Origin of the sequence: Streptomyces sp. NPDC005925 (assembly GCF_040638805.1) — a bacterium.
Taxonomy (GTDB): domain Bacteria; phylum Actinomycetota; class Actinomycetes; order Streptomycetales; family Streptomycetaceae; genus Streptomyces.
Window position 1 is genome coordinate 167,637 of sequence record NZ_JBEXVL010000013.1, and the last position, 12,035, is coordinate 179,671.

10 protein-coding genes are annotated in these 12,035 nt (G+C 70.4%); 8 read left to right on the forward strand and 2 right to left on the reverse strand.

From position 1 onward, the window contains the following. Nucleotides 1-232: 232 nt before the first annotated feature. Nucleotides 233-421 carry a hypothetical protein gene (locus ABZ354_RS18010; RefSeq protein WP_358657744.1) on the reverse strand — a complete coding sequence of 63 codons (189 nt, stop codon included), beginning with the start codon at nucleotides 419-421 and terminating at the stop codon, nucleotides 233-235. 603 nt (nucleotides 422-1,024) lie between these two features. Here ABZ354_RS18010 and ABZ354_RS18015 point away from each other — a divergent pair. The 8 genes from ABZ354_RS18015 to ABZ354_RS18050 all read left to right on the forward strand — a co-directional run bounded on the left by ABZ354_RS18015 (nucleotide 1,025) and on the right by ABZ354_RS18050 (nucleotide 11,460). Then, on the forward strand, nucleotides 1,025-4,696 hold the full coding sequence (locus ABZ354_RS18015; protein WP_358657746.1) for a nitrate- and nitrite sensing domain-containing protein: 3,672 nt from the start codon (nucleotides 1,025-1,027) through the stop codon (nucleotides 4,694-4,696). Nucleotides 4,697-4,705: 9 nt separating this feature from the next. Next, complete coding sequence (locus ABZ354_RS18020) at nucleotides 4,706-5,119, forward strand: roadblock/LC7 domain-containing protein (protein WP_358657748.1); 414 nt, start codon at nucleotides 4,706-4,708, stop codon at nucleotides 5,117-5,119. 112 nt (nucleotides 5,120-5,231) lie between these two features. Beyond that, nucleotides 5,232-5,627, forward strand: a complete 396-nt coding sequence (locus ABZ354_RS18025) for a DUF742 domain-containing protein (RefSeq protein WP_159535968.1) — start codon at nucleotides 5,232-5,234, stop codon at nucleotides 5,625-5,627. Beyond that, nucleotides 5,608-6,183, forward strand: a complete 576-nt coding sequence (locus ABZ354_RS18030) for an ATP/GTP-binding protein (RefSeq protein WP_358657750.1) — start codon at nucleotides 5,608-5,610, stop codon at nucleotides 6,181-6,183. Before ABZ354_RS18025 ends, ABZ354_RS18030 begins: the two co-directional genes overlap by 20 nt. Nucleotides 6,184-6,557: 374 nt before the next feature. Then, nucleotides 6,558-9,797: a nitrate- and nitrite sensing domain-containing protein gene (locus ABZ354_RS18035; RefSeq protein WP_358657752.1), complete on the forward strand. Its 3,240-nt coding sequence runs from the start codon at nucleotides 6,558-6,560 to the stop codon at nucleotides 9,795-9,797. 10 nt (nucleotides 9,798-9,807) lie between these two features. Then, the gene (locus ABZ354_RS18040) at nucleotides 9,808-10,221 is read left to right on the forward strand and encodes a roadblock/LC7 domain-containing protein (RefSeq protein ID WP_004983065.1); all 414 of its coding nucleotides are present in this window, start codon (nucleotides 9,808-9,810) and stop codon (nucleotides 10,219-10,221) included. Nucleotides 10,222-10,316: 95 nt separating this feature from the next. Further along, entirely contained in the window at nucleotides 10,317-10,889 is a 573-nt protein-coding gene (locus ABZ354_RS18045) for a DUF742 domain-containing protein (protein WP_358657754.1), read from the forward strand. After that, nucleotides 10,870-11,460 (forward strand): ATP/GTP-binding protein, encoded by a 591-nt coding sequence (locus tag ABZ354_RS18050; protein WP_279551383.1) that lies wholly within the window; start codon nucleotides 10,870-10,872, stop codon nucleotides 11,458-11,460. The genes ABZ354_RS18045 and ABZ354_RS18050 overlap by 20 nt, the downstream gene beginning before the upstream one ends. Nucleotides 11,461-11,687: 227 nt before the next feature. On the opposite strand, the gene ABZ354_RS18055 is transcribed toward ABZ354_RS18050, so the two are convergent. Then, nucleotides 11,688-11,882: an acyl-CoA carboxylase epsilon subunit gene (locus tag ABZ354_RS18055; RefSeq protein WP_358657756.1), complete on the reverse strand. Its 195-nt coding sequence runs from the start codon at nucleotides 11,880-11,882 to the stop codon at nucleotides 11,688-11,690. Nucleotides 11,883-12,035: the final 153 nt, after the last annotated feature.

Below are 12,035 nucleotides of genomic sequence, written 5' to 3' on the forward strand. Positions count from 1 at the left end.
GGGATGTTCGGCCCCTTGACTGACGCGGCTGGAGTCTGACGCTCCAGGCTAACGCGGCGACCGGTCCGCGCCTCGCGCCATACGGCCTCGCGGCCACGACGGCCGGCGGGGCCGGCTTCACGGGCCCGGGGCCTGCGGCACGCGCGGCAGCGTGCACACGACGAAGGGCGCCCTTCGGAGCGGGCGCCCTCGTGTGCGTACTGCGCAGGCGTACCGGGTGTGAGTACCGCGGTTACTCGGCGGGGGTGGCGGGGGCCGGGATCTCGTTCAGGATGGTGCGCCTGGGGTTCGCGGTCTGGGTGGGAAGCTCGACGCTGTGCTCCGGCTGCTCCGGCTTCTGCAGTTCGTCGGCGTCCTTCAGGTGGGCCAGCGTCGTGCGGCGGGGATTGGCGATCTTGTGGAACGTCATCGTCGTCTTCACCGTTGTTCGAGACCTTGTCGTCCGGGCGCCCGGCAGACGTCAGCGGACGCCGCTCAGGTGCGGGTTGTCGGATTTGCCATCCCTGCAAAGCGTCAGGCTAAACATTCAACTTCCCGTCGCTGAGGTGAAGAGCTCATGATCAGTGTGTGAGTTTGCTCACGAGGCGGCATGCAAATCGGTCAATCCGGGCCGATGATCACGGCGGGGAAAAGGGGCATTTTCGTCTTTAACGGAACATTTCGCACCTGATCATGTCGACTGGGACACCGACCGCTCCGCCGCCACCTGTGGCGCATTCGCCCGATTTACCCTGGATCATTTCGTACGCCTGGTGAAGTTGTAATCACAAGGTGTAACGATCGGCACGGGGTGGCCCATGGCCCTTGTTGGAGGTCCAGCACTGTGCTGGAATTCCACGGACCGCCGCAGGATCGAGCCGGCGCACAGGGGGCGCACAGACGCGCCGAGTGGGCGGCAAGAAGGGGGAACCAGCGCCGGTCACTCACGACCGCCATGGGGACGTTTTTCAGGGCGCCCCCACGACGCCGACACCGTCTTCGCCGTTCGCGCGGCGGGACGCCTGGTCCAGAGGTTGCGACGCTAGTGCAGGGACGTTTCAAGAGGGATGGCAGCGCTTCGGCGGAGCCGGAGCCGCGCGGCGGGACCGGCCCGATGGCCGGCACTTCCTCGCCCCAGCACGCCCAGAACCAGGGCCAGTCCGGCGACGGCGGTGCGCGCTCCGGGCGCCTCGGTGCGTCCTCCCCCAGCTCCGCGTCGGCCCCCGCGACCGTGAAGAACCCCGGCGGCCCCGGCTCCCGCGTGGCCCTGCGCAACTGGCGCATCTCGACCCGACTGGTGTCGCTGCTCGCGCTGCCCGTGGTCGCGGCCACCTCCCTGGGCGCGCTGCGCATCAACCAGTCCATGGACGACATACAGCAGCTCGACAACATGAAGCTGCTGACGGACATGACGAAGCAGGCCACCGAGCTGGCCGCCGCGCTCCAGGAGGAGCGCGACCAGTCGGCCGGCCCGCTGGCCCACGGCGCGAAGGCCACCGGCTTCACCGTCAAGGGCTACCGCGACAAGACCGACCGCGCGCTGGACAACTTCATCACCAGCTCCGAAGAGGTCGACAACGCGGCCAAGAAGGGCAACCTCCTCGGCGTCCGCGACAGCCTCGTCGGCATCGCCACCGACCTGAACACCCTCAGCGACGTCCGCTCCAACGCGTACGAGGCCAAGGAGAACTCCACCCAGTCGGTCGAGGCCTACCACCGTCTGATCACCCACCTGCTGGACCTCTCGCAGGACATGTCGGAGGCGACCAGCAACCCGGAGATGATCCAGCGCACGCGCGCGCTGTCGGCGTTCTCCTCCGCCAAGGAGTACGCCTCCATCCAGCGCGCCGTCATCGCCGCCGCGCTGCCCGCCAACGACAACAGCTTCGGCGACCTCTCCGAGAACGACCGCCTCTACGCCGAGTCGGCGCTGCAGAGCCAGACCTCGGAGCTGCGCAGCTTCAAGAGCATCTACGGCAGCGACAGTGCCGAGGAACTGCTCAAGCCGATCAGCGAGGGCAACCCGACGATCGAGGCGACCGACACCTACGCCGGCCGGGCGCTGAACTCCCCCGGCGGCCTGAGGTCGCTGGACAAGCGGTCCTACCTGGACTGGGTCGACGACAGCTCGACGAAGATCGACCAGATGAAGAAGATCGAGCGCACGCTGCTCGAGGACATGGAGCAGAAGGCCCGCGAGCTGCGCAGCGCCTCCGAGCAGGAAGCGATCATCTCCGGTGCGCTGATCCTGCTCGTGCTCGGTGTGTCACTGGTCGGCGCCTTCGTCGTGGCCCGGTCCATGATCCGCTCGCTGCGCCGCCTGGAGGAGACCGCGACACGGGTCGCCCAGGACCGGCTGCCCGAGCTCGTCAAGCAGCTGTCCGAGTCCGACCCGCAGGACATCGACACCTCCGTGGAGTCGGTCGGTGTGCACTCCCGGGACGAGATCGGCCGGGTGGCCGCGGCCTTCGACGACGTGCACCGCGAGGCGGTCCGCCTCGCCGCCGAGCAGGCCCTGCTGCGGGGCAACGTCAACGCGATGTTCACCAACCTCTCCCGCCGTTCCCAGGGTCTGATCCAGCGCCAGCTGTCGCTGATCTCCGAGCTGGAGTCGCGTGAGGCGGACCCCGACCAGCTGTCGTCGCTGTTCAAGCTCGACCACCTCGCGACCCGTATGCGCCGCAACGGCGAGAACCTCCTCGTCCTCGCGGGTGAGGAGCCGGGCCGCCGCTGGACCCGCCCGGTCCCGCTGGTCGACGTGCTCCGCGCCGCCGCGTCCGAGGTGGAGCAGTACGAGCGCATCGAGCTGGCCGCCGTGCCGACGACGGAAGTGGCCGGCCGGGTCGTCAACGACCTCGTGCACCTGCTCGCCGAGCTGCTGGAGAACGCCACGTCGTTCTCCTCCCCGCAGACCAAGGTCAAGGTCACCGGCCACGCGCTGCCCGACGGCCGTGTGCTGATCGAGATCCACGACACCGGTATCGGCCTGTCCCCGGAGGACCTGGCGTCGATCAACGAGCGGCTCGCCTCGCCGCCCACCGTGGACGTCTCCGTCTCCCGCCGCATGGGTCTGTTCGTGGTCGGCCGGCTGTCGCAGCGGCACGGCATCCGCATCCAGCTGCGCCCGTCCGACTCCGGTGGTACGACCGCGCTGGTCATGCTGCCCGTCGATGTCGCCCAGGGCGGCAGGAAGCCCCAGCCGAAGCACGGGCAGCAGAGCGCGGGCGGTCCCGCCGCCGCGCAGGCCTCCGCCGGTGTGGCGGCGGCCCGGCGCGCCGCGGCCCAGGGCGGACGCGGTGCGGGTGGCGGCGCGCTCGGCGGCGGACCCGGTGGCCCCGGGCTGCTCAGTGCCGGTCAGGAGCCGCGTGCCGCGCTGCCCGGCCGGGACGGCGCGCGCCCCGGTGGTCCGGGCGGCCCGCGTGGGCCGCAGGGTCCCGCTCCGGCCGGAGCGGGCCACGCCTTCGGCGCGCAGACTCCGGTCGCCCCGCAGGGCATGCAGGCGGCGACACCGAACGAGCCGCAGGTCGGCGACCAGGACGTCTTCGGCGGCAGGCCGCTCGGCGGCAACGACGAGCAGGGCCGCCGTCCGCAGCTCCCGCCGCGCGGTGCGCCGCGCGGCGAACTGCCCGGCGGCCCCACGCAGCAGTCCCGGCCGAGCTGGAGCGACGAGAACGCCCGGCCGCCGGTGCCACGGGCCTCGCTGGACACCCCGCGCGGTCACGACGAGCAGGACCCGGGCCGTACGCCCCGTGTGCCGCGCTACGACGACCGGCAGGGCGTCGGCTCGACGTCCGAGATGCCGGTGGTGCCGCGGCACGACGAGCGGCAGGGCGTGGGCTCCACGGCCGAGTTCGCCCGCCCCGACTTCTCCGGCCCGGCGCCGGGCACGGAGAACCCGCAGGACTCGGGCCGGTTCGTCCGGCCCGGCACGGAGTCTCCCCAGGGCAACCCATTCGTCCGTCCGGACGTCTTCGGCAACCCGGGCGGCCGGGGCGACGCGTCCCCGACGGGGCAGTTCCCGGCTCCGCAGGCGTACGACGCCGGCTCGACCGGCCACTTCGCCGGGCTGGGCCAGGACAGCGGATCCGCCGGCCGGCACGCGCTGCCGGGGCGCGGAAACGACGCGGACGCGCCCTACCCGGGCGAGTTCCAGCGCCCTGTCAACGGTGTTCGCGGCGGCTTCGACTTCGGTGCTCCGCGTCCGCCGGCCCCGCAGCAGCGGCCGTCCCGTCCGGAGCCGGAGGCGCTGCCTCCGGCCACCGGTCCCGGCGACGGCCGTACGCCGCTGTTCGACACGCTGGAGACGAACTGGTTCCACGGCGGCGGACGGCAGGAGGCACAGGGGCGGGAGCAGAACGACGGTTCCGCCCCGGCGGGTCCGCGGCAGCCCGAGGCCCCTACGGGCTCTCAGCGTTCCGGTGCCACGCCGTGGCGCAGCTCGCCGAACGACGATCTCGTCCGGCAGGCGGAACGGGTGCGGCAGCCGGCGGCCGGTGGCGTGACCACCTCCGGCCTGCCGCGTCGGGTGCCCAGGGCGAACCTCGTCCCGGGCACGGCTCAGCAGCAACCGCAGCAGAGCGGTCCGCAGGTCTCGCGCGCGCCCGACGACGTGCGCGGGCGCCTGACCAATCTGCGTCGGGGTATCGCACAGGGTCGTCAGGCGGGAACCGGCCAGACCGGCAGCTTCCCTCGGCCCACTCACCAGCAGGAGCGTTAGTTGAGCCCGATGAGCCAGGCGGCACAGAACCTGAACTGGTTGATCACCAACTTCGTGGAGAACACCCCGGGGGTGTCCCACACCGTCGTCGTGTCTGCCGACGGTCTTCTCCTGGCGATGTCGGAGGGCTTCCCGCGCGACCGTGCCGATCAGCTCGCGGCCGTCGCCTCGGGGCTGACCTCGCTGACGGCCGGGGCGTCCCGGATCTTCGACGGCGGTACGGTCGCCCAGACGGTCGTGGAAATGGAGCGGGGGTTCCTTTTCCTGATGTCCATCTCGGACGGCTCGTCGCTGGCGGTGCTGTCGCACCCGGAGTGCGACATCGGCCTCGTCGGCTACGAAATGGCTCTCCTGGTCGACCGCGCGGGAGCGGTCCTCACACCGGACCTGCGCGCCGAACTGCAGGGAAGTCTGCTTCACTGATCCGCCCCGGCACCACCCGCCTCACGAAATCACCGTCCGGCCGCCACAATCTCCCCCACCGGCCCCGTCAGACGGCACGACTGACCGACTTGCTGTCCCGCCCGGAGGATTCATGACCCCGCCCACCGCCTCTCATGATCCGTACGCGGAGCCGTACGAGGACGAGGGCGACCAGCCGCTGGTACGTCCGTACGCGATGACCGGCGGCCGGACCAGGCCCCGCTATCAGCTCGCCATCGAGGCGCTGATCAGCACCACGGCCGATCCGGCAGCGCTCATGGGACTGCTCCCGGAGCATCAGCGCATCTGCCATCTGTGCCGTGAGGTCAAGTCGGTCGCCGAAGTCTCGGCATTGCTGAACATGCCGCTGGGTGTGGCTCGGATTCTCGTCGCGGACCTGGCTGAGGCCGGTCTCGTCGCGATCCACCAGCCCGGCGGCGACGAAACCACCGGTGCGCCGGACGTGACTCTGCTGGAAAGGGTTCTCAGTGGACTTCGCAAGCTCTGACGGGGGCCGCGCGACCACCTCGGCGAAGATCGTGGTGGCGGGCGGGTTCGGCGTGGGTAAGACCACGTTCGTGGGCGCCGTCTCGGAGATCAACCCGCTGCGTACGGAGGCCGTCATGACGTCCGCCAGCGCGGGCATCGACGACCTCACCCACACCGGGGACAAGACCACCACCACGGTGGCCATGGACTTCGGCCGCATCACCCTGGACCAGGACCTGATCCTGTACCTGTTCGGCACTCCCGGCCAGGACCGCTTCTGGTTCATGTGGGACGACCTGGTGCGCGGCGCGATCGGCGCGGTCGTCCTCGTGGACACCCGCCGGCTCGCCGACTGCTTCCCGGCCGTCGACTACTTCGAGAACAGCGGCCTGCCGTTCGTCGTGGCGTTGAACGGGTTCGACGGGCAGCAGCCCTACGCCCCCGAGGAGGTGCGCGAGGCGCTGCAGATCGGACCCGACACCCCGATCATCACGACGGACGCCCGCCACCGCTCGGATGCCAAGGGCGCGCTGATCACGCTGGTGGAACATGCCCTGATGGCGCGCCTGCGCTAGTACAAGAACTGAAGCGATCTGCGGCAGTCGCCGTAGCGATGGAGTCGGCTGTGTCCTTGGGCACGGCCGACTCCGCTGTTCATAACGTTTCAGCAGACGAATACCGGTGGTACGGCCACGCGTCGCGGTCGCCCGGTGTCGCTGCGCTCACAACGAGTCTCCCTTTTACTGCATCTCACCCCCTATGCCCCTTTTGCTAGGGCGTTGCATCAGTGGCAACGCCCCACTTGCCGTGTTTGGACGAGTGCCGGGCCCCGTGCTGGAATGCCTGAACTGCCCAGTAGTCAAAGACGTACCTCATAGTCGATGGCGCCCTGGGTTCTGAGACACTGCGGCACAACGTAGGTGCCGACCGCCGAGAGGTTGTTGGTCGAGTGAGGCGAAGCACGCACAGTCCCGAGGCGTCGGCCCGGGGCAACTTCACCCCGCCGCCGCGCACAGCGGCGCCCGCTCCCGTGCCCCGTCCGGAACCGACCGCCGCGCCCGCCCCGAGCAGGGGCCGGCTCTCCCCGCGCCACTGGCGCGTGGCGACCCGGCTCAACGCGATTCTGCTCATACCCGTGCTCGTCGGCCTGGTCATGGGCGGTTTCCAGGTCAAGAGCTCGATCGACACCTGGCGGGACGCCGAGGACGCCAAGAAGACCGCGCACCTCGTCGAGGCCTCGCTCGTCTACGCCAACGCCCTCTACATCGAGCGCGACACCTCGGCGGCACCGCTGCTGAGGGGCAGCGCGCAGAGTGCCGAGGACAAGAAGACGGTCGCCGCGCTCCGCAAGAACACGGACACCGCGGCCGACGCCTTCGACCGGGCCGCGCAGAACATGCCGGACAAGGCCGGTCTGCAGCGCCGACTGGAGCTGTTCCGCGAGGTGGAGCCGAAGCTGCACGCCCTGCGTGCCGCCGCCTACACCTCCAAGCTCAAGGGCGTCGCGACGGAAGAGGGCTACGTCCAGATCGCCCACCCGCTGATGGAGTTCGCCAACGAGCTCGGCCTGGGCACCGGCAACATCACCTCGTACGGCCGTACCGTCTACGCGATCTCGCTGACCAAGGCCGCGCTGTCGCTGGAGCGCTCCATCGGCCTGCACATGCTGGCGAAGCCGGGGCCGACCGACAGCCAGCTCGCCAGCCAGCGCGTCGCCCTCTCCTCGTACGCCTACCTCGAGCGCATCGCCATCGAGGAGTATCTCGGCGGTGGCACCGCGTCGGACGCGGACAAGCTGGCGCGGGCCGAGGAGCAGCTGAAGAAGGACGGGGCGCGGCAGGCCGCGGAGGCCAAGCGGCAGAATCCGGCCTACGTGCCGCCGCCCTCCGACCCGAAGACCATGGTCGGGGAACTGGCGAGGCTCAGCACCACGGACGAGAGCGCACGGGGCCGGCTCGCCCAGCGGGGCATCTCACCCATGAACTGGTGGGCGGTCAACACGCTCAAGTTCGACGCGTATCGTCAGATCGAGTCGGATCTCGCCGACACCGCGGTGGCCGAGGCCTCCACGATCGCCGACGACGCCCAGCGGGACGCGTACACCACCGGCGCCGCCGTGATGATCGCCCTGCTCGCCGCGTTCGTCCTGGCCGGCATGGTGGCCCGCCAGATGAGCCGCTCGATGCGTCAGCTGCGCAACGCCGCGTTCGGCATCGCCGAGCAGCGCCTGCCGATGCTGGTCGACCAGCTCTCCCGCACCGAACCCGGCCGCGTCGACACCCGCGTCGCGCCCATCCCGATCACCTCCACGGACGAGATAGGCGAGGTCGCCCGCGCCTTCGACCAGGTCCACCGCGAGGCTGTCCGGCTGGCCGCCGAGCAGGCGCTGCTGCGGGGCAACATCAACGCGATCTTCACCAACCTGTCGCGCCGCAACCAGTCGCTGATCGAGGGCCAGCTGACCCTGATCACCGACCTGGAGAACAACGAGGCAGACCCGGACCAGCTGGAGAACCTCTTCCGCCTCGACCACCTCGCGACCCGTATGCGCCGCAACGGCGAGAACCTCCTGGTCCTCGCCGGCGAGGAGCCCGGCCGCCGCTGGGACCAGCCGGTTCCGCTGGTGGACGTGCTGCGCGCCGCCTCCTCCGAGGTGGAGCAGTACGAACGCATCGAGCTGTCGGGCGTACCGGAGGCCGAGATCCACGGCCGGGCCGTGACCGACCTCGTGCACCTGCTCGCCGAACTGCTGGAGAACGCCACGACGTTCTCCTCCCCGCAGACCAAGGTCCGCGTCACCGCGACCCGGCTGCCCGACGGCCGCGTCATGATCGAGATCCACGACAAGGGCATCGGCCTGACCGCCGAGGACTTCGCGGACATCAACCACCGGCTGGCCAACCCGCCGACCGTGGACGCCGCGATCTCGCAGCGCATGGGCCTGTTCGTGGTCGGCCGGCTGTCCGACCGGCACGGCATCCGCGTCCAGCTGCGCCCCTCCGGCGAGCAGGCGGGCACGACGTCGCTGGTCATGCTGCCGGACGCGATCACGCACGGTGGTGGCGGCGACGCTCAGCCCGCCGCCGACGAGTTCACGGTCTCGCAGATCATTCCCCAGCAGGACTTCGGCGGCGAGGACTTCAGCCGGCCCTCGCGGACCGCCGCGGAGCTGGGCTTCGACGACAGCCGCTACTCCGAGGTGCCCGACGACATCCGCGAGCTCGACCCGGTCGGCCGCTCACTGATGCGCGAGGGACGCCGCGCCGCCCTGGAGCAGGGCCGTGACGAGGACGACCCGCAGAACCCGCACGAGCAGGCCGAACAGGCCGCGTACGGCGACGGGTTCGGCGGACAGCACTCCTACGACGGCGGCCACGGCGGCTACCAGGAGCAGAACGGCGGCTACGACCGGCAGCCCGCGTACGAGGAGCAGCAGCGGTACGACGACCGGTACTACGCCCCGGACGACGGCATGCCCCAGCACGACGCCTACCCGGCGAACGGCGGCTACCCGGAGCAGCAGGGCTACCCGGAGCCCGTCCGCGACGGCGCCGGTACATCCGCGGGCGGCGAGACGTACGCCTCCCCCTACGAGGAGCGGCAGCATCAGGGCGACTGGTCGCAGCCGAACGGCTACCAGAACAGCTATCCGAACGAGTACCCTTCGGATGCCCCGGAAGCGGAGTCCGCGCAGGCCAGTGACGCGCGTGAGCAGGACCACGTAGGCTTCGACCGTCCGGGCCCGGCCCCTTCCGCCACCCACGCACTGACCGACGCCGGTCTTCCCCGCCGCGGCTCCGCCGCGAGCGGCACGAACGGCACGGGTGGTGTGCGGCAGGCGAACCAGGAGCCGGCGGCTCCCGCGGAGAGCAACGGCGACACCGGCTGGCGGTCGGCGAACGACGAGCGCTGGCAGCAGGCCTCACAGCTCCGTAAGCCGAAGGCCGGCGGAGTCACCTCCTCCGGCCTGCCGCGGCGGGTACCCAAGGCCAACCTGGTCGAAGGTTCCGCCGACACGACCCCCCAGGGAGGCCCGCAGGTCTCCCGTGCTCCGGAGGATGTCCGGGGCAGGCTGAGCAACCTGCGACGCGGCGTGCAGCGAGGCCGCAGCGCAGGCAGTGAAACGAACGGCCAGGCCACTAGGAATCAGCACAGTGGTCCTGACAGCACCTACAACCAGGAGCGTTAGTGTGAGCCCGATGAGCCAGGCGGCACAGAACCTGAACTGGTTGATCACCAACTTCGTGGACAACACCCCGGGGGTGTCCCACACCGTGGTGGTCTCCGCCGACGGACTCCTTCTGGCGATGTCCGAAGGCTTCCCCCGCGACCGCGCCGACCAGCTCGCGGCTGTCGCCTCCGGTCTGACGTCTCTGACGGCAGGCGCTTCCCGCATCTTCGAGGGCGGGAGCGTGAATCAGACAGTTGTGGAGATGGAGCGGGGATTCCTCTTCATCATGTCCATTTCCGACGGTTCGTCGCTCGCCGTTCTCGCACACCCGGAGGCGGACATCGGCCTCATTGGGTACGAGATGGCACTTCTGGTGGACCGGGCCGGTACGGTCCTCACTCCGGACCTTCGGGCGGAGCTCCAGGGGAGCCTTCTCAACTGACAAACGGACGGTGCGTTTTGGCGTCCCGTGGCCGTAAGGTTTCGGGACGCGGCTACCACAAGCAATGGGTGCCAGGCACGTCGGAGGAGGAGAAAGTGGCAACACCCCCAGGCGGTTCACCCGCGGGCAACTGGTCGTACGGTCCTGCCCAGGGCCCGCACGACGGTTCCCAGAACCGGTACAACTTCCCCTCCACGCCCAGCCACCGGCAGCCGTACGCGCCGCAGGGTCCCGGCCCGTCGCCGTACGACCAGCCGCCGGCACCACGAATTCAGCCAGTGGAGCCGCAGCGCCGCGCCCCCGAGCCGGCGCCCGCCGGAGGGGCGAACAACCCTCTGGTGCGCCCGTACGCCATGACGGGCGGCCGCACCAGGCCGCGTTACCAGCTCGCCATCGAGGCGCTGGTGCACACCACCGCGCAGCCGCATCAGATGCAGGGCCAGTTGCCCGAGCATCAGCGGATCTGCAACCTCTGCCGAGAGATCAAGTCGGTGGCCGAGGTCTCGGCTCTCCTCACGATCCCCCTCGGCGTGGCCAGGATCCTCGTCGCCGACTTGGCGGAGGCGGGACTGGTCGCCATTCATCAGCCCGGCGGCGACGAGAACGCCGGCGGCCAGCCAGACGTGACACTGCTCGAAAGGGTGCTCAGTGGACTTCGCAAGCTCTAGCGGAGGGCCGGTTTCTCAGAGTCGCTCCACCACCTCGGCGAAGATCGTGGTGGCGGGCGGTTTCGGCGTGGGCAAGACCACGTTCGTCGGCGCCGTCTCGGAGATCAACCCGCTGCGCACAGAGGCCGTCATGACATCTGCTTCGGCGGGCATCGACGACCTCACCCACACCGGGGACAAGACCACCACCACGGTGGCCATGGACTTCGGCCGCATCACCCTGGACCAGGACCTGATCCTCTACCTGTTCGGCACTCCCGGCCAGGACCGCTTCTGGTTCATGTGGGACGACCTGGTGCGCGGCGCGATCGGCGCGGTCGTCCTCGTGGACACCCGCCGGCTCGCCGACTGCTTCCCGGCCGTCGACTACTTCGAGAACAGCGGCCTGCCGTTCGTCATCGCCCTCAACGGGTTCGACGGGCAGCAGCCGTACAACCCCGACGAGGTGCGCGAGGCGCTCCAGATCGGACCCGACACCCCGATCATCACGACGGACGCCCGCCACCGCGCGGACGCGAAGTCGACGCTGATCACTCTCGTGGAGCACGCGCTGATGGCGCGGCTGCGGTAGCCGACCGACTCTGCTTGTGGGACAGCCCCTGGCGGCCGATGGGCCGCCAGGGGCTGTTGTGTGCCCGAGGGCTGTCCGGTGGGGGGAGGTCGGCCGGGTCCTCCGCCTGTGCGCCTGTACGCGTGCGCGCCTTGCGTGGCGGCGAAGACCGTCCCGGCTGCCGATACGCCTCACCCGTACGAGTGAGGGCCCCTCCTCTGGAGGGGCCCTCATCCGTATGGGGGTGCTCAGTGCCAGCTGTGCGGGGCGCGGAAGCCCGGCTCGCGCTCCAGGCGGCGCCAGCCGGCGCGGGCGCGGCCCCGGTGGGCCGGAGCCGTGTCGGCGGGGCGGGCGGCGGCGCGGGCCAGGAGGATGGCCGTGAGGGCGGCGACCTCCTCGGGGTCGGCGTGGCCCTTCTCGACGCGGATGTCAGGCGTGTCCATGAGTGTCAGCCTCCGTGAGAAAGAGATCCGCGGGGTTGCCGCGGAGGGTCCGCCGGGTTACTGGGGTGGGTTGCCGTGTTTGCGGCTGGGCAGGTCGGCGTGTTTGGTCTGGAGCATGGTGAGGGAGCGGATGAGGACTTCGCGGGTTTCGGC

Excerpts from the sequence above, each read along its gene's own strand:
- ABZ354_RS18055 (WP_358657756.1), bottom strand. The coding sequence starts at position 11,882 with ATGGACACGCCTGACATCCGCGTCGAGAAGGGCCACGCCGACCCCGAG.
- ABZ354_RS18025 (WP_159535968.1), top strand. The coding sequence starts at position 5,232 with ATGACCCCGCCCACCGCCTCTCATGATCCGTACGCGGAGCCGTACGAG.
- ABZ354_RS18020 (WP_358657748.1), top strand. The coding sequence starts at position 4,706 with ATGAGCCAGGCGGCACAGAACCTGAACTGGTTGATCACCAACTTCGTG.
- ABZ354_RS18040 (WP_004983065.1), top strand. The coding sequence starts at position 9,808 with ATGAGCCAGGCGGCACAGAACCTGAACTGGTTGATCACCAACTTCGTG.